Below are 17,916 nucleotides of genomic sequence, written 5' to 3'. Positions count from 1 at the left end.
GGGGTGGGGAGGGGTGTGGGGTGGGGATTGCGGACAGGCGGTGTCCGCAAGGGGGGCTAGCGTGGGTGTATGGCCTCCACGACGAATCCCGTACTCGGCATCCGCGCTCTGAACCGTGCCACGCTCGCCCGCCAGCTGCTGCTGAGCCGCGCCGGGATGTCCGCGCGGGACGCCGTCGCGCACCTCGTCGGACTCCAGGCCCAGAACGTGCAGCCGCCCTACTACCAGCTGCACGCCCGCCTCGCCGGGTTCGGGCCCGAGCGGTTGGCCGGGCTCATGGAGTCCCGGGAGGTGGTCCGGATGGTCACCATGCGCTCCACCATCCACACCCACACCGCCCACGACGCCCTCACCCTGCGCCCGCTCGTCCAGGCGGCCCGCGACCGCGAGGTGGGTTACTTCCGCAAGGGCCTGACCGGCGTGGACCTCGACCGGCTCGGCGCGCGCGCCAGGGCCTTCGTCGAGGACGAGCCGCGCACCATGGGGGAGATCCGCGAGGAGCTGCTCCGGGAGTGGCCCGCGGCCGACCCCCAGTCGCTGGCCGTCGCCGCCCGCTGCCTGCTCCCGCTCGTGCAGGTCACCCCCCGCGGGGTGTGGGGCCGCAGCGGTCAGGTGCGGCTGACCACCGTCGAGCGGTGGCTGGGCGGGAACGTCGACGAGGTGCGGCCGCAGGCGGTCGACGACGTGGTGCTGCGCTACCTCGGTGCCTTCGGGCCCGCCTCCGTCAAGGACATGCAGACCTGGGCCGGTCTCACCCGCCTGCGCGCGGCCTTCGAGCGGCTCCGGCCCCGGCTGCTCGTCTTCCGCGACGAGAACGGGGTCGAGCTCTTCGACCTGCCCGACGCGCCCCGCCCCGACGCCGACACCCCGGCGCCGCCCCGCTTCCTCCCCGAGTTCGACAACCTGCTGCTCTCCCACGCCGACCGTTCCCGCGTCGTGGCCCCCGAGCACAAGGGCCGCGCCTGGACCGGGAACCAGGCCCACCGCACCCTGCTCGTCGACGGGTTCCTCGCCGGGCTGTGGCGGACGGAGGGCGACGGACTGCTCGTCGAGCTGTTCGGGACGCACCCCCGGGGCGTCGAGGAGGAGATCGTCGCCGAGGGGGAGGCGCTGCTCGCCGGCATGGGGCGAGGTCCGGGGCCCGTGCACTTCGGGGCAATCCGCGGCTGACGTCGCCTCGGTGGCTGGTGGAGCGCCCGTCCGGCACGGCACGATGCCTCCATGGTCGGAGTTCGGCGCCTCCGGCGGCCCCCGCCGTGCGGCGCCGTTCCTCCGTACGGGTGTTCTGGCGTTCCGGGATTCAGGAGTGAGTGGGCTATGCGGGTTCCAATGACTGTTGCGGACTTCCTCGACCGGGCCGAGCTGGGGTTCCCGTCCAGCGCCGGCGTGATCGACGAGCCGGACCAGCCCGGCGCGCCGGTGCCCGTGTCGACGTACGGGCGGCTGGGCGAGCGCGTACGGGCCTGGCAGGCGGGCTTCGACGCGCTCGGTGTCGGCGAGGGCGAGAGAGTGGCTGTGGTCAGCCACAACTCGGCCCGGCTGCTCGAGCTGTTGTTCGCGGTGCCGATGAGCGGTCGCGTGTGCGTGCCCGTCAACTTCCGGCTCAAGCCCGAGGAAGTCGCGTACGTGGTGCGGCAGAGCGGGGCCTCCGTCCTGCTCGTCGACCCGGAGCTCGACGGCCCGCTGTCCGGGGTCACGGCGCGCCACCGGTTCGTCCTGGGCGAGCGGACCGAGACCGAGCTGATGCGCTTCGGCGTCGAGCCGCGCCCGTGGTCGAAGCCCGACGAGGACGCCACCGCGACGATCAACTACACCTCGGGCACCACCGCCCGCCCCAAGGGGGTGCAGCTGACGCACCGCAACATCTGGGTCAACGGGCTGACCTTCGGCCTGCACACGCGTGTGTGGGAACGCGACGTCTACATGCACACGCTGCCGATGTTCCACTGCAACGGCTGGGGCATGCCCTACGTGATGGCCGGCCTCGGCGTGAAGCAGGTCGTCCTGCGCAAGGTCGACGGCGGCGAAATCCTGCGACGGGTGGAGGAGCACGGCGTCACCCTCATGTGCGGGGCGCCCGCCGTCTGGAACGCGGTCCTCGACGCGGCGGCGACCTGGGAGGGCGAGATCCCCGGCCGTGACCGGGTGCGCGTCGTGTGCGCCGGCGCCCCGCCGCCGAGCAAGATGATCCAGCGGATGGACGAGGAGCTGGGCTGGGAGTTCTCCCAGATCTACGGCCTGACCGAGACCTCGCCGCTGCTCACCTTCAACCGGGCCCGCCCCGCCGACGCCGGGCTGCCCGCCGAGGAGCGGGCGCGCAAGCTGTCGCGCGCCGGACTGCCGGCGCTCGGGGTCAAGCTCAGGGTCTCCGACTCCGGTGAGGTCCTGGCGCGCTCGAACGTCGTGCTCGACGGCTACTGGGACAAGCCCGAGGAGACCTCGGCGGCGCTGGAGGACGGCTGGTTCCACACCGGCGACGGCGGCACCGTCGACGAGGCCGACGGGCACCTGACGATCTCCGACCGGAAGAAGGACGTGATCATCACCGGCGGCGAGAACGTGTCGTCGATCGAGGTCGAGGACGTGATCTTCAGCCACCCGGCGGTCGCCGAGGTCGCCGTCATCGGCGTGCCGCACGAGAAGTGGGGCGAGACGATCAAGGCGCTCGTGGTCCTCACCGAGGGGGCCGAGGCGGGGGAGGCCGACATCATCGCCCACTGCAAGCAGCGGATGGCGGGCTACAAGGCGCCGACGAGCGTGGAGTTCCGCGAGGCGATCCCGCGCACCGCCACGGGCAAGATCCAGAAGTTCAAGCTCCGTGAGCCCTACTGGTCCGCCCTGGACCGCGAGGTCAACTGACCGATCGGTGATGTGGCCGGTCGTGCGGTCGTGCGGTCGTGCGGCCGCGCCCCGGAGGGCTCCGGTGCGGGTGGCGCCGTGCCGCGTACGTCCGGGCGGTCCGGATGGTCCGGGCGGTCCGCGGCAGCCCGCCCGGCCGACCCGGAACCGACCTGGAACCGACCCGGAACCGCCCCGGACCGGGGCGAATGAGGGTCCCGGAACCAAACAAATGACCACTGGGCGGGGGGCTGTGCAAAACACGTCACATTCCGGCTCGGTTGTGCCACCATGATTCCGCTGAACGCTACGTGATCCCGGTTACATGTCGGGCGACAGTCGGGTCCGGAACCACGTGCGCGTGAACGTTGCTGGCGGTTTGTGCGGCGGGGGGCGGGAGTCGTCGAATGCGGGGGACCCGTATTGATCAAGCATGCCCCGTGTGCGGAACTCCCGAAGAGGGGTACCTGTGCACGGTCTGTCGGTGGCGGATGCGGGGCGACCCGGTCCTCGGGGACCTGACCGAGGAGGCCGAGCGCCGGGCGGCCGACGCGTTGGCGGCCGCCGGGCACGGCTGGGACGTACGGGCGGCGGTGCTGTGCGGGAGCGTGGCTCCGGCCGCCGGGGCGGGCACCCGGTCGGGCGCCGGGGCAGGAACCCGAGCGGGCGCCGGAGCGGGCGCCGGAGCGGGCACCCGAGCGGGCACCCGAGCGGGCGCCGGAACGGGCCCGGGAACGCCTGCGGGCAGCATCTCCGAGCGGCTCGCCGCTGTGGTCCGGGGAGGGCTGCCGGAGGCCGGGCCCGGTGCTTCGGGGGCCCTGCGGGAGCAGTCGGCGGGTCCGTGGGAGGAAGTGTCGGTCCGCAGGCCGGCGCAATGGCTTGAAATACTCGACGATTTGATCTTCGGGCGCGTCGGGGAATTGCTCTTCGTCGAATTCGACCCCGATCGCGTGAACCTGATCAAGGCGTATCTGGACGAGAGCGGAATACCCCGCCAGAAGGACGCCGGGACCGTGGACTGGGAGCACCTCGCCCCCGCACTGGACCCGCACCCGGAAATCCGCCGCTTCCAGCTCGCCGGGGGCATCGGCGAGATGTCCCCGGTCGACCGGAGGGATTTCGACGCGGCGGTGCTGCGCCGGCTGACGGCGTCCTTACCGCCGCCCCGCGACCGCTCCACGGTGCTGCTGGTGGGCCACCCCGGCTGGACCCTGCTGGACCGCGCCGTCGCCACGCTCCGCCGCAGCCGTCCCCTGAGGGCCGAGCTGCACCGGCGCGACGGGCCGGCGTACGGCACCACGACGGCGGACGCCGTACGGGGGGTACTGCGTACCGCGCCGCTGCCCGTGGACCACTGCCTGCTGCTGGCCAGCGCCGACCGGCGGACCGGGGCGGTGCACGTCCACCGCCACGTGCTCTTCCCCGCGGGCGTCCGGCTCCGTCCCGGGGCGGACGCGACCGCCACCGTCACGGTGCACGGTGGGGCCATCGGCAACACCTCCGTGCTCCTCCCCGTGCTGGCCGGCCCCCCGGCGGGCCGCGACACGGCCCCGACGGTCCTCGGCGTGGGGCGGACCGCCCTCGGGGCACTGGAAGCGGCCAGCCTCACCTTCGTCCTGCGGGGCCCCGGGGAGGTCGCCCTCGCCGCGACCGGCGACGGCCCGCCCGCGCCCCGCGAGGGCGAGGGCCCGCCCGCGCCCCGCGAGGGCGACGGGGCGCAGGAGCCGCCCTCACCGGACGGGGCGTCACCGTCCCTGACCACACCGGACGATTGCGATCCGAAGCTGACCGCCCTGGACGGTCCCGCTCCGAACCAGACCGCGCCGGACGGTCCCGCTCCGAAGCCGACCGCCCTGGACGGTCCCGATCTGAACCTGACCGCGCTGGTCACCGGCCTGCCCCGGCGGATCGTCCGCCCGCCGCGGCTGGAGGTCTTCTGCACCGTCGAGCTGAGCGGCGCGGACGCGGCCGAGACCGAAGAGCGGCTGGCCTTCGTACGGGACCTCATCGGATCACTGGCCCGCCACCGCGGTGCCGGGAGCGCCCTGCGCGTCGGCGCCGTGGGCCACTACGACCACGCGATCCACGAGAACGGCTACGCCCCCCGGCGGATCCTGCTGATGCCACCGGTCCCGGCCGGGCCCGCCGCGGCCGCGCTCACCGCGCTGGACGCCTGGGAGCCCGCCCGGCGCCGCCAGGACACGGTGTCCTCGCTGGAGGACGCGCTCAGGACACTGGTGCCGCTCGCCACGGCGCCGCCCCACGGAGACGAGGCCGTACGACGGGTCGCCCTGATCGTCGCCCGCAGGCCGCCCGCGCCGCCCCGGCAGCACGGCATGGTGCCGTCCTGCCCGCTCGGCACGGACTGGCGGGCCGAAGCCGACCGGCTGCGCGCCGCCGGAGTCCGCGTGATGACCAGGGCGGACCCGCGGACCGGGCAGACGCCCCCCGACCGGGCACGGGCCGCCGTCGAGCGCTACGCGGCCACGGCGTGGGCCGAGCTCTCCCGCGACGGTTCCTTCCGCCCCGGCGCGGACACGGCCGCCGACGTGGCCGAGGCGCTCGGTCCCACCTGGCAATGGGAGGGTCCGCCCTGCCCGTTGGCCTTCGCAAGCCCCTTGCTGTGATCGACCGCTCCGGCACGAGGAGACCCCATGGCCGAGGAATACTACGACCCGAACGACAGGCCCCCCGCCGGCGCGCCGGCCGACAGCTCCCCGATACCCCTGGCGGGCGGTCCCCTGAAGCCCCCGCCCCCGCCCCCCAACGGGCAGCCGTGGTCCGGGCCCCCCACCCGGCCCGCGGGGAACCCCTACCAGCAGGACCAGGTCCCCGTCATGGACGGCAACTCGGCTCCGGCGCCCATCCCCACCGCGCCAGCCGGCGCGGACGCCACGGACCACGTCCGCATAGGACTGTGGGGCGCGCCGCGCTCCGGCAAGACCAGCTTCCTCGGCGCGCTGCCGATCGCGGCGATGCAGGCCCAGCGGTACGGCCAGGGCAGCTGGCGGATCAGCGGCATGAGCAGGGAGGCGAACAACTTCCTGAACGACAGCGTGACGCGGCTCTCGACCCGCCGGATCTTCCCGGAGGCGAGCGTGGGCCTGCGCGGCATGAGCTGGTCCGTCCAGGGGGAGGAACCGTCCTCGGGCGTCCTGCGCAAGCGCAGTCGCAGAACCAGCTTCGTACTGGACATCAACGACGCCGCGGGCGAGGTGTTCCAGGGCAACAATCCGCTGCACGAGCAGATCACCGACCAACTGTCCCGCGCCCAGGGGCTGATCTACCTCTTCGATCCGCTCGGTGACGCCGAGGAGGCGACGGAGAGCTTCAGCTTCTTCTTCGCGACGCTCAACGAACTGAACACCCGGGTCCGGGACAGGGGAGCGCACCACGACAACCGGCTTCCGCACCACGTCTCCGTCTGCGTCGCCAAGTTCGACCACCCCGCCATCTTCGAGCCCGCCGTCAGGGCGGGCTGGGTCACCCAGGACTCCGTGGGATCCCGGCTGCCCCGCGTGCCCGCGCACCACAGCGCCCGCTTCTTCCAGTGGATGTGCGAGGAGTTCCGCGGGTCCACCGCCCGGATGGTGCGCGACGGGCTCGCCACCTTCTTCCACCCCGACCGCATCTCCTACTACGCGACCTCGGCCATCGGGTTCCGGCTCAACCCGCAGCACGTCTTCGACTACCACAACTACGCCAACGTGGAGATGGTCGAGGAGCGCCCGCGGATCTGCACCTCCCCCGAGCCCATCAACGTCCTGGAACCCCTGATCGACCTGGAGCGCAGGATCCACACCAGGCCGGGCCTCTTCGGAGCGAAGCGGAGCGGTCAGTGAACGAGGGATCCGACACCCACCCGCTGTCCGCCGACTGGTCGGTGGTGGGCAAGTACCCGGGGCGGACCATGGGCTACGAGGTCCTGCGCGGCAGCCTCCCCTCCGACCGGGCCGAGCGCTACTACTGGGGCGCCGCCACCGGCACCCCCGACGACCGGGAGACCGCCGGGGGACTGCCCTGGCGGGTCTTCCTCAGCGGTGTGCCGGGGGAGGAACGCCCCACCTGCGCCCGGGTCGAGACGACCTGGGACGGCAGCGTCGACGGCACCGGCGCCCCCTGTTACACCTGGCGCCTGCTCGTCGTGGACTGGACCCCCGCGAGCACCGTCCGGCTGACGTGGACCGCACTGGACCGGGCCGCCCCCCACACGCGGCCGGAGCCGGCGGAGGCCGCCGTGGGCATCGAGGCCGGACGGACCACGGCCGACGAACTCGCCCGGACCGTCGACCGGCTGGGCTTCGACTGGGCGGCCGGGATCGCGGCCCTGCTGCTGGAAGGACGGCAGGTGGCGATCGTGCCGGCCCCCGGCGGCGGACTCCCCGACACCGACGACCGGGTCGTGGTCCTCGACGCCGTCTGCTCGCTCCTGCCGTACGGATGCCGCGCCTGGCTGAGCGCGGCCACCTGGACCGGCCAGTCCGAGCACCGCCTGATGCTGGTCTTCGCGGCCGCCGCGCGGACCGGGCAGGCCGAGGCCCGGCTGGACGCGGGCAGCCGGCCGCCGGAGCCGCAGACCGCCGTGGGGCGCGAGTACCTGAACGAGCTGCTCAGGCTCCGGGCCCGGCGGGAGTCCACCGCCGAACTCGTCGCGCACCTCCTGGGCGCCGCCGACGCCATCTCCTCCCAGGACCCGAAGGCCGCCCTGCGGGCGCTGCGCGAGGCGGACCTGCTGGACAGCGTGCTCACGGAGATCGGCCAGGGCGGCGGTGAACTCGCCGACGTGACCCGCGTGCTGGACACGTACGCGCCGAACGGCCTGACCGAGCGGCAGCTGGGACTGCTCCTGCCCTTCCTCGCCCGCCACGCGCCGGCCGAGGCGCTGCTGCGGTACTGGAGCCCGCTGACCCCCCGCCTGCTCGCCGAAGACGTCCTGGCCGCACGGGCCTCGCAGGCCACCTTCACCCGTGCCACGGACTACCTGAGGGTGCTGCGCGGCCTGGAGGCGTACCAGCCGGGCGCGTTCGACGAGCTGTTCACGGCCATGGCGACGGCGCCGGGCCAGGAGCCCGGCTGGGTCGCCGCGCTCATCTACCGGACGGAGCACGAGCTCGGGCACACCTCGGAAGCCGCCGACCGGGTACTGACCGGCTCGCGCGAGGTGCGGGACGCATGGCTGCGCACGCTCCTGAAGGACCGCACCCACGACCTCTCGCCGCTCCGCCGGATCGTCCGGTCGGCCCTGGCGGACGGGGGCAACGGCCCCGCCGGATGGCTGCGGTTCGCCGCGGTGCTCACCGGTGACAGGCGCGCCGGCCAGGCGCTGGCCTCCGACGTCACCGAGTTCACCGACGCCGGTGAGGACGCCTGGCTGATCGCGCTGGACGCCGCCGCACGCAACGGCACGCCGGACGTCGTCGGCCTCATGTGGCCGCGCCTGCGCGAGGTCGCGCTGAGGACGGCCCCGCAGCAGCTGATCACCGAGCTGGACAGGGTCGCCGCACCGGGCGGGCCCGGACTCGACCCGCAGGTGGCCGCGGACGCGGACCTGCTGTGCGCGATCGCCGGCGCCATCGTGCACGACGGACGCCGACCGGTCCCGACGATGCCCCGGCTCCGGGGGCTCACCGCCCCCGGCGCCGCCCGGCCCTACGCGTCCGCCGTGATCCAGCGGATCGACGCCGATCCCGACCTGAAGAGGCTCGCGGTCGAGGCACTGCTGGGCGACACGCCCGACCCCACCTCGTGGACCGTGCTGACCCAGCTGATGAAGCAACGCCCCAGCACCGAGGAGGTCGTCTGCGACAGCCTGGAACGGCGGCTCGCCGAGGACCCCGGCCTGTGGATCGACGTACTGCCCGAGGACCTGGTCACGGCCTTCGGCCGCCGCCAGCGGCTGGGCTGGCTGCGTCCCGTCTGGAAGCTGCGCAAGGCGGTCCTCGCCGGTGAGGACCTCGGCGAACTGGCCAGGGTCATCGTCGAGGCCTGCCCCGACCGGAACTTCTCCCCGCCCCTGGTGGTCGAGCTCGTGCCCCTGCTGTACAGCAGGGGACCCCGGGCCGTGTACGAGCTCGGGTGCGATCTGGACCGACGGGCACCCGGACTGGGCCTGGCCCTGTACCGGGAACTCGGGCGGAACGAGTGGGCCCGGGACCTGTGCGGGCAGCTCCGCCAGTTCAGCTACGCGGAGACGGAACGCCACCATCAGATCCTCACCCGGCTGGGCGGCCCCCGCCGGGGCGCCCCCCAGTCCCCACCCCCTTCATCGCCCCCGCCCCCCGCACAACCCCAGGCACCGCCGGCCTACCACGATCCCGATCCGTGGCAGCCCCCGCCGGAGGAGAAGAAGAAGCTGCGCGACCGGCTCCCCTGGGGGAAACCATGACCGCCACGGCCGTCGCCGTCGACGCGGGCACCCGCTTCACGCGCATCGCCGTGCTCGGCGCCTACGGTGCCCCGGAGCTGGCCCGGCTGTCCGGCTCGGTACCCGGCGAGGGCGTGCCCGTACCGCAGGACGCGGCCGCCGGACGCGACTCCGCCCTGCGGGCCGCCTACGGGGAGTACTGCGGGAGCCACGGAATCCCCGACCGGGTGGTGCTGGTCGTCCGGGAGCAGGACCGTGCCGGGGCCGCGGACCGGACGGCCGACGCGCTGGCCGCCGTCCACGGCACGCGCCCGGCACCGCGGATCCGGGTACTGGGCACGCCGCACGCGGTGCTGGCGCTGCTCCGGCACGAGGGCGCGCCGCCCTCGGCGCGCTACACCGTCTGCGACCTCGGCGCGAGCGCGGCGGAGGTGTCGGTGTGCGTACCGGTGTCCGGCACCGTGGCCGTCACCGGCCGGGCGTGGCACGCTCCCGCCGACGGCTACGGAGGCGGACTCGACCGGGCGCTGCTCGCCGCCGTCGGGCTGCCGGACGACGGCGCGGGACTGCGGGCACTGGCCGGGGCCCGGGGAGAGACGGGTGCCGCCGAGCGGCTCGGCATCGCCCTGCGCCGCGCGGACAGCCACCGCGGGCGGTACGACGACACGGCGGTCCACCGGGTGGACGGGCGGGAGATCACCGCGGGCGCGGTGCGCCGGGCCCTCGGAAGGCTCACGGAAGGACTCGACCGGGTGCTCGACGAGGCCCTGGACGGAGCGCAGGCCCCGCCGGTGATCGCGGTGGGGGGCGCCGCCCGCTTCGGCCCGCTGGTCGGGCACCTCGCCGCCCGGCACGGGCCGCTCGTGGCGCTTCCCGGTGCCACGGACCCCGCCCTCGCCGCCGTCTTCGGCGCCGCGCTGGTCGCCGCCGGCCGGGCCGACCCGGGCGACCGCTACCCGCACGCCGTCCTCGTGGGCACCCACCGCGTCGTCGGCGGCGCTCCGCGGTCCGAGGAACTGGTGATCAGCCCCGCCGGAGTGCTGGAACCCGGTGGCGCCACGGTCTTCGCCGAAACCGGCGGACACCGCGTCCCGGTGGCCACGGGGACGGCGTCCCCCGCCGGTCCCGCGCCGCCCGTACGGGTGCGGGTGCGTGACGCCCGGGGCGAGCGCGCCGAGGCCGTGGGCACCCTGACCCTCCCCGCGGGAGGCGAGGGCGACCGCTTCCACGTGGGAGTACGCATCGCCGTCGACGGAACGGCCCATCTCGTGCTGCACCCGCTGGGCTCCGCCGCGCCCGGCGAAATCCCCCTCGGCACCCTGCCGACCGACCTCGAGGGAGCAGGTCCGTGAAGCACCCCAGCCCGCCACGGGCATCCCGGTTCGCGCGCGCCGCGCGCGGAGGGGCCGCTCTGGTGACCGCCGTCCTGCTGGCCGCCCCGCCGGCGACCGCACGGGCGACGACCACCGACCCGGCCCCCTCCCGCGCGGAGGTCTACCAGGCCCTCGGGCTCGACGACCAGCCCGCCGACTACGTCGTCCTCGTCGACACCTCCGGGTCGATGAACCAGGACGGCCGCTACGACACGGTCCGCTCGACCCTCGGCGGCTTCCTGAACGGCATGTCGCCCAAGGACCACGTCGCGCTCTTCACCTTCGACTCCCGTCCGCAGCCGCGCTACGTAGGCTCGGCCGGCGACAGCGCCGCGATCATGTCCAAACTGCCCGCCGCACCCGACCCCGCCGGGGACACCGACATCGGCGCGGCGCTCGACGCGGCACTGACCGAACTCGAACGCGACCACGTCTCGGCGGTCGCCTCCGTGGTGCTGCTCACCGACGGCGAGCACCACCCCGTCGCCGGCTCCGGCTACCCCGACTCCACCGGTCCCGCCTGGACCGCGCTGCGCGGCCGCGCGCAGGCCCTCGTCGGACGCACCGAACTGGCCGGGTACGCGCTGCCGCTGGGCAACGGAGCGACGGGCGCGGGCCTGCTCGGCGACGTCGTGAAGAACACCACCGTCCTGCGCCCCGACAGCATCCAGGACCTCGGCGCGTACCTGGCCAGGGCCGGGGAACGCACCCGGATCCGCAAGGCGCAGCTGCTGCTGGCCGGGGACGTCGGCCAGGGGGTGACCGCGCAGTGGCAGGACGCCGGGCGCAGCGATCTCACGGACGGGTCGGCGACCGCGAAGCTCACGCTCCGCTCGACCTCCCGGCACGTCCCCCTGACGGTCACCGGCGCGAGCGCCTCGCTCGGCGACCCGTCCGTCACACTGGACGGACTGCCGGGGCAACTGACCCTCCAGCCCGGCGAGTCCCGGTCCTTCGACGTACGGCTGAGGGGCCGGCTGTCGGCGGGCCCCCTGCCGTACCGCCGGGTGAAGGACGCCGACACCACGCTGAAGCTGTCCGGCCGGGTGACCTCCCCGTGGGAGCCGGCGCTCGCCCCGGACGTACGACTGAACGTTCCCCAGGGGGTGCGCGTCACGCGGGCGGCGGTGCCGCTGCGGGCCACGGTGGGGTCGGCGGGCTTCCTGCCCGGGGTGCTGGGCGGCGGCGCGCTCGTGCTGCTGGCCGGCTGGCTGTACTGGCGCAGGATCCACCGGCCGCCCCTGCGCGGCGAGCTGCTGGTGACCCGGGTGTTCGGTGACGCGTTCACCGACCGGGTCGTGCTGACCGGCCGCGCGGTGACGCTGCGTCCGCCGTCGGTCGGCGGCCGGGGCAGGGTCCGCGGGCGGCGCCGGTCGACCGACACCGGCCCCAGGATCGACCTGCTGATCCGCTACACGCCGGACGGCTCCACCGCCCGGGAGAGCACCGCGACCTGTCTCCCCGACCGGGACGTGGTCGTCAACGGGGTGTCGTTCACCTACGTGTCCGGGCGGTTCGCGTCCGGCCCGTCCGACACCTTCACCGGCAGTCCCCGATGAGCGCCGCCACGCCGACGCTGAACGTCGCCGCGACCCGGGTCGGCACCGAGGCGCTGGGGCCGGGCCTGCGGTCGGTGCTCTGGGTGCAGGGATGCCCCTTCCGCTGCGCCGGCTGCATGTCGCCCGACTGGATACCCGAGCGGCCGGCCCGGCCGGCCGAACCGGCCTCCCTGGCAGCCGAGTTGCTGGGCGATCCGCGGGTGGACGGCCTGACCTTCTCGGGCGGTGAGCCGATGCTGCAGGCGGCCGGACTCGCCGAGGTGGCACGGCTGGCCCGGGAGGACCGCGAGCTCTCCGTGATCTGTTTCACCGGCTACCGGCTCGAACGGCTCCGCTCCGCGCCACCGTCCCCGGGGGTCGCCGCACTCCTGTCCGAGGTCGACGTACTGATCGACGGCCGGTACGTGGCGGCGCTGGACGACGGCCGCGGACTGCGCGGCAGCGCCAACCAGCGGATCCACCACCTCACCCGGCGGCTGGCGGACTGCGGGTACGACTTCGCCCGCCGCCCCAGGACGGCCGAGATCGCCATCAGCGGCCCGGAGGCCCTGCTCGTCGGCGTACCACCGACCGGGCTGCTGGCCGCCTTCGACGCCGCCGTCGACTCCGTCCGAGCCGACACGCCCACCCGAAGGGAACTTGCCCCATGAGCGGTAGGAAGCGCATCCAGGTCGACGAGTCCGAGTGGTACCGCCTCCAGCGCGACGCGCAGAAGCTGAAGGAGGTGCAGCGCAACCTGCCACGGCTGATCGACGACGTCCGCAAGCAGACCCGCGCCGACATCGACCGCACCTTCGGCAGGGTCGAGGAGCGCCAGCGCCGGCACGAGGAAGTGGTGCGCGGCCTCAGCGCGCAGACCCGGCAGCTGGAGGCCGACACCTCGCGACGGCTCCAGGAGCAGGCCCGGGACCTGCACCGGACCCTGGACGAGACCGCGGGCCGCATCCAGGAGGAGTCCCGGCGGCAGCTGGCCGCGCACCAGGAGGCCGTACGCCTGGAGATCGCGGCGGAGCGCGCCGAACGCCGTGCCGAGACGGCCCGGCTGTCCGGGGAGATCGACGTGATGAAGCAGGACCGGGCGCGGGCCGAGGAGACCGTCCGCTCCTGGCTCTCCGACGGCCGGGCCATGGCCGGTCTGATCGAGGGGTCGCTGCCGCACGAGCGCTACGCTCCCGGAGAACTGGACCGGCTGACGCGAAGGCTGTCCACCGCCGAGCAGAACACGGCGGCCGGCCGCTTCGACGCGGCCCTCGCGGTGGCGCAGGAGACGTACCACTCGCTCAGCGAACTGCGGCTGGAGATCGAGCAGCGCGAGCTGGACCGCTCCTGGGCCCAGACCGCCGCCGTGGAGGCCCTGGTGCGGATCGGGAAGCTGATCGAGGGCAACCGGGAGCGCCCCGTCCTCGGTCCGGACGGCCAACCCCTGGACGGGTACACGCTCGACGTCGCCTACTGGTCGGGCGGGGAACTCGACGAGCTGGACCGGGAGACGGAGCGGGCCCTGTCGCGGGCCCGCGACGACATGACCGACACCGGCGAACTGAACGCGCTGCGGGAGCGGGCGCCGGAGCTCGAAGGCGCACTCGGGGACGTCGTGGAACGGGCCGGCATGCGCCAGCTGGCCTCGCAGATCCGGGTGAACCTCGCCGACGCCGTCGCCCAGACCCTCAGCGACTACGCCTACTACGACCTCGTCGACGGCGAGTACGAGGATGCCGACCCCCGCGGCGCCTACTACGCCAAACTCCGCCACGACAACGGCAACGAGATCGTCCTGGACATCTCGCAGGCCGTCCAGGACGACGGGGAATGCGTCATCCGGGTGCACTCCTACGACCACGACACCACCGCCGAGGCCGATCTCACCGCCCGGGCCCGGGCGATCGGACAGGGCCTGGCGGCGGAGGGCCTGCGGGTGTCGGAGCCGGTGAGCGAGAAGGGCGACCCGGACCCGCTGCTGCGCGACATCGAACGTCACCGCACCCGCCGGCAGCCCCGGCCCGGGACGGCATGACCGGCGCCGTGACGCCGCCCGCGGCCGGGCCGGGCGTCCCGCAGCCCGCGCCCGGGCCGGCCGTGGAACGGTTCCCGGCCGCCGTGCTGCGCGGCGGTGAACCGTTCGCCGTCCTCTACGGTCCGGGCGTGGACGACGTCTTCGTCGACGGCGCCCACCAGGTGCGCACCCTGGAGGAAACCCTGTGGCGGCTGCTGCGCGCCGAGGGCTACGAGCGGATCGTCTTCAGCTCGCTGCAGGATCCCGTCTACTTCCGCGACCACGGCTCCCGGGGCCTGTCCCGCAGTGCTCCCGCGCCGCGCCGGGCGCCGGGCACCATGCGCCACGCGCAGCTCAAGGGCCCGCTCGGCGGCATGCTGGTGTCCGGCCTCGGCCCGCGCGGCGCCACCGGGGAACAGCGGGAGGCCCCGGCCGGCGGCGCGGGCGGCGGTGGGCCCGCACCGTCGGCGACGGGCGTCTCCGATCCGTTCGGGGTGATGACGCTCACCGCGCACCTGCGCGGGCGCGAGCACCGGACCGCGGTGGTGTTCCCGTACGCCGAGGAGGTCCTGCGCCACCACGGTGCGGCACGGCAGCTGGCGCACGCCATGGCGGACTGGGCCCAGCAGAGCGACGGCCGCAACCTGTGGGTGCTCGTCTTCCGCAGGCCGACCCTGGACGCCGTGGCCCGGTTCGTCGCGGAACAGGGCGCCTTCCCCCTGCTGGAAACCTTCGTGCGCCAGCAGTCGCAGACCCCGGGACGTCCCGGCACGGCCCGGATCGGGTACCCGCAGGCAGCCGAGCTGGAACGGCTGATCCACGCGACGCGGCTGCGGGAAGGACTGCGGATCGGTGACTGGAGGGAACTGGGGCCGATCGTGCGGGCGATGGCGGGCCAGCCCTGCAAGACCCGGACCTGGCGGTCCCGGCTGGCACGACTGACGGCGGCGGACGACCCGTTGGACGGGGACGCCGTCCGCGGCTGGATCGAGGGCGCCGACACCGACCCCCGCACGGCCTGGGAACGGCTCTCCGTCATGCCGGGACTGGACGCGGTCAAGGAGCACTTCCGTCAGCTGCGGGCCGAGGTGGAGGCCACCACGGCCCTGCGGGCCGCCGGCCACGCCACCGAGGCCGAACTCCCCTCCCTCCACCTGGTGTTCGCCGGAAATCCCGGGACCGGGAAGACCACCGTGGCCCGGCTGGTCGGGGAGATGTACCGCGATCTGGGGCTGCTCGGCCGGGGACACGTCGTCGAGGCACGGGTACGGGACCTCGTCGCGGGATACGTCGGCCAGACGGCCGGGCTGACCGACGAGACGGTGGACCGGGCACTGGACGGAGTGCTCTTCATCGACGAGGCGTACGGACTCAGCGACCAGCTCGAAGGGTTCGGGGGCGAGTCGATCCGGGCGCTCCTCAGCCGCATGGAGAACGACCGCGGCCGACTGGCCGTCGTGGCGGCCGGATACCGCGAGAAGATGGAGGAGTTCCTGGACTCCGACACGGGTCTGAGGAGCCGGTTCCCGACCGTCCTGGACTTCACGGACTATCCCCCCGACACCCTGCTCGCCATCCTCCTGGGGCGGCTCACCCGGCGGGGTGTGGGGCTGAGCCCCGACGCCGAGGAGCAGCTCGCGCGGATCGTCGAGGGGATGCACCGGACCAAGGACGCGTCCTTCGGCAACGCACGGGACATGCGGACCCTCGCCGACGGCATCTACACGCGGTGGGCCGCCCGCGTCCGGGGCCGCGTCCACGAGCCGGTCACGCCCGAGGACATCCCGGAGGCCCACCGGACGCACCTGGCCCCGCCGGCCCCCGACCCGGTGGCCCTGCTGGCGGAACTCGACCGCTACGTGGGGCTGGGCCCGGTCAGGGAACACCTCACGCACCTGGCCAACCGGCTGCGACTGCGCCAGGCCAAGGGGGGAGGCGTCTTCGCGGCGCCGCACCTGCTGTTCACCGGGCCGCCGGGGACTGGGAAGACCACGGTGGCCCGGCTGGTCGGCAGGATGTTCCGGGACCTCGGCCTGCTGCGCAAGGGGCACGTGCTGGAGGTCACCCGCGCCGAACTCGTGGGCGTCCACATCGGGGAGACCGCCCCCAAGGTGCAGAAGGCCGTGCGGGACGCGCTGGACGGCGTCCTGTTCCTCGACGAGGCCTACAGCCTGGCCCGCGACACCTCGTACGGGGGCTACGGAGCCGAGGCCATCGACACCCTGACCCGGGAGATGGAGCACTGGCGGGGCCGTCTGGTCGTGATCGCCGCGGGCTACCCGCGGGAGATGGCGGAGTTCCTCGACTCCAACTCCGGGCTGAAGTCCCGGTTCACGGAACCGATCCCGTTCCCCCCGTACTCCACCGCCGACCTGGTGGAGGTCCTGCGCCGGTCGGCCGCCGCCGAGGGCTATGCCCTCGGGGCGGGCGTGGCGGACCGGGCCGCGCTCTGGCTGGAGCGCAAGCGCGCGGCCGATCCGGCCGGCTTCGGCAACGCCCGGACGGTCCGCGGGCTGCTGGAGGACATGGAAGGCAGGATGGCGGCCCGGTTCGCGGTGCACGGCTGGCCGCAGGTACCCGGCTCCGGTTCCGCCGGTCCCGGCCCCGTCGTCCCGCTGGAGTTCGAACCGGCGGACGTCCCGGACCCGGCGCCGGGCGGCACCGCGCCGGGCGGCCGCGGGCCGGGAGGCCCGGTCACCGGATGACCGGACGCCCCTCCGCGTCCTGGGAGTCACGCGCTTCCAGGACGCGGCCCAGCACCCGGTCCGCCTCCCCGAGCCGCCGCTCGATGTCCGCCACGGCGGCCTCCACCCGCTCCAGCGAAGCCGGCTCAGGACCATCGCCACCGGATCCCGCCGGGGCGAGCAGGGCCCGCGCGAGGTCGCGGTCGGCCTCCGCGTGAAGCCTCAACGACACCAGTTGCGCGCCCCGTTCGGCCCGGACCCGCTCCAGGAGCTCCTGCCCGGACGCGAGCGCCGCCGCTCCCTCGTCGCGCTCGCGCTCCTCGGCGGCCAGCGCGCTCTGCACGGCCGCGGCCCGTTCGAGCACCTGCCTGGTCTGCGGAGCCAGGGCGGCCAGCTGGTCGTCCGAGAGGCGGATCAGCGCGTCGCCGCTCGTGCGCAGGGCGTCGTCGACCCCCGCATCCCGGCCGCGCAGCGCGGCCAGCCGCTCCTCGATGACCTGCTGCTGCTCCCGGAACGCGTCCAGCGAGCCGACCAGCTGTTCCAGCCGGCGCAGTTCGTCCACCTGGCGGTGCAGTTCCCCGTGCTCTTCCAGCCGGGTGCGCAGGGCCTCCTGCGTCGCCACGAGCTTCTCCAGCTCGGCCCGTTCCTCCGCGACGCGCCCGGTCACCTCGGCGAGCCGCCGCACCAGCCCGTCCGTACCGCCGCCCACCCGGTCCCCGGGCATCGCGGCGGCCAGCAGCGCGGGCAGCGCCCCCTCCAGTTCACGGCCGTGCTCCAGCGCGTCGTCCAGCGCGTACAGGGCCCCGAGCGCGTGGGCGCCGCCGGCGTCGGTGCCCACCTGCCGCACCGCCGCCGTCGCCCACCGGAAGGCGCAGCCCAGCACGCGCAGAGCGACTTCCGCGTCGTCGACGCCGGTGGCGCCCAGCGCGTCGGCTATCTCTCGTCTGGCGTCGTCCATGGCGATCACCGTATCGCCGTGACCCCGTCCGCATCCGGCACTTGCGCGACTACTCTCCCCGGATCGGTTCCGCAGCGCTCGGCGGGGACGAGGAGGCGACGGCGGCGTCGTATCGCTTCGCTTCCGGCCGTGACGCGACCGGCCCGC

Annotated in this window: 11 protein-coding genes; 10 read left to right on the top strand and 1 reads right to left on the bottom strand. The window is 74.5% G+C overall.

What is annotated here, in order from left to right; all coding sequences use genetic code 11:
• Window positions 1-69: 69 nt before the first annotated feature.
• The 10 genes from ABZW32_RS13060 (at window position 70) to ABZW32_RS13015 (ending at window position 16,832) form a co-directional block, all read left to right on the top strand.
• Window positions 70-1,170, top strand: coding sequence for a winged helix DNA-binding domain-containing protein (locus ABZW32_RS13060; protein WP_356214854.1), 1,101 nt, complete (start codon window positions 70-72; stop codon window positions 1,168-1,170).
• Between the two features lie 147 nt (window positions 1,171-1,317).
• Entirely contained in the window at window positions 1,318-2,859 is a 1,542-nt protein-coding gene (locus tag ABZW32_RS13055; RefSeq protein ID WP_356214852.1) for an AMP-binding protein, read from the top strand.
• A 470-nt stretch (window positions 2,860-3,329) separates the two neighbouring features.
• Entirely contained in the window at window positions 3,330-5,465 is a 2,136-nt protein-coding gene (locus ABZW32_RS13050; protein WP_356214851.1) for a hypothetical protein, read from the top strand.
• 27 nt (window positions 5,466-5,492) lie between these two features.
• Complete coding sequence (locus tag ABZW32_RS13045; RefSeq protein ID WP_356214849.1) at window positions 5,493-6,680, top strand: hypothetical protein; 1,188 nt, start codon at window positions 5,493-5,495, stop codon at window positions 6,678-6,680.
• Entirely contained in the window at window positions 6,677-9,223 is a 2,547-nt protein-coding gene (locus tag ABZW32_RS13040; RefSeq protein WP_356214847.1) for a hypothetical protein, read from the top strand. Before ABZW32_RS13045 ends, ABZW32_RS13040 begins: the two co-directional genes overlap by 4 nt.
• Window positions 9,220-10,554: a hypothetical protein gene (locus ABZW32_RS13035; RefSeq protein ID WP_356214846.1), complete on the top strand. Its 1,335-nt coding sequence runs from the start codon at window positions 9,220-9,222 to the stop codon at window positions 10,552-10,554. The genes ABZW32_RS13040 and ABZW32_RS13035 overlap by 4 nt, the downstream gene beginning before the upstream one ends.
• Window positions 10,551-12,134, top strand: a complete 1,584-nt coding sequence (locus tag ABZW32_RS13030; protein ID WP_356214845.1) for a vWA domain-containing protein — start codon at window positions 10,551-10,553, stop codon at window positions 12,132-12,134. The genes ABZW32_RS13035 and ABZW32_RS13030 overlap by 4 nt, the downstream gene beginning before the upstream one ends.
• Entirely contained in the window at window positions 12,131-12,784 is a 654-nt protein-coding gene (locus ABZW32_RS13025; protein WP_356214843.1) for a 4Fe-4S single cluster domain-containing protein, read from the top strand. The genes ABZW32_RS13030 and ABZW32_RS13025 overlap by 4 nt, the downstream gene beginning before the upstream one ends.
• Complete coding sequence (locus ABZW32_RS13020) at window positions 12,781-14,148, top strand: hypothetical protein (protein WP_356214841.1); 1,368 nt, start codon at window positions 12,781-12,783, stop codon at window positions 14,146-14,148. Before ABZW32_RS13025 ends, ABZW32_RS13020 begins: the two co-directional genes overlap by 4 nt.
• Window positions 14,145-16,832 carry an AAA family ATPase gene (locus ABZW32_RS13015; protein ID WP_356214839.1) on the top strand — a complete coding sequence of 896 codons (2,688 nt, stop codon included), beginning with the start codon at window positions 14,145-14,147 and terminating at the stop codon, window positions 16,830-16,832. Before ABZW32_RS13020 ends, ABZW32_RS13015 begins: the two co-directional genes overlap by 4 nt.
• Here ABZW32_RS13015 and ABZW32_RS13010 read toward each other — a convergent pair.
• Window positions 16,822-17,769, bottom strand: a complete 948-nt coding sequence (locus ABZW32_RS13010; RefSeq protein WP_356214837.1) for a hypothetical protein — start codon at window positions 17,767-17,769, stop codon at window positions 16,822-16,824. The genes ABZW32_RS13015 and ABZW32_RS13010 overlap by 11 nt on opposite strands.
• Window positions 17,770-17,916 lie beyond the last annotated feature (147 nt).

The sequence above is a fragment of the Streptomyces sp. NPDC004667 genome, assembly GCF_040609475.1.
Lineage (GTDB): Bacteria > Actinomycetota > Actinomycetes > Streptomycetales > Streptomycetaceae > Streptomyces.
This window is presented reverse-complemented; position numbering and strand designations above follow the sequence as displayed.

Bases quoted from the DNA above. Each gene is read 5' to 3' on its own strand.
- ABZW32_RS13025 (WP_356214843.1), top strand. From the start codon at position 12,131: ATGAGCGCCGCCACGCCGACGCTGAACGTCGCCGCGACCCGGGTCGGC.
- ABZW32_RS13035 (WP_356214846.1), top strand. From the start codon at position 9,220: ATGACCGCCACGGCCGTCGCCGTCGACGCGGGCACCCGCTTCACGCGC.
- ABZW32_RS13010 (WP_356214837.1), bottom strand. From the start codon at position 17,769: ATGGACGACGCCAGACGAGAGATAGCCGACGCGCTGGGCGCCACCGGC.
- ABZW32_RS13050 (WP_356214851.1), top strand. From the start codon at position 3,330: ATGCGGGGCGACCCGGTCCTCGGGGACCTGACCGAGGAGGCCGAGCGC.
- ABZW32_RS13020 (WP_356214841.1), top strand. From the start codon at position 12,781: ATGAGCGGTAGGAAGCGCATCCAGGTCGACGAGTCCGAGTGGTACCGC.
- ABZW32_RS13045 (WP_356214849.1), top strand. From the start codon at position 5,493: ATGGCCGAGGAATACTACGACCCGAACGACAGGCCCCCCGCCGGCGCG.
- ABZW32_RS13015 (WP_356214839.1), top strand. From the start codon at position 14,145: ATGACCGGCGCCGTGACGCCGCCCGCGGCCGGGCCGGGCGTCCCGCAG.
- ABZW32_RS13060 (WP_356214854.1), top strand. From the start codon at position 70: ATGGCCTCCACGACGAATCCCGTACTCGGCATCCGCGCTCTGAACCGT.
- ABZW32_RS13055 (WP_356214852.1), top strand. From the start codon at position 1,318: ATGCGGGTTCCAATGACTGTTGCGGACTTCCTCGACCGGGCCGAGCTG.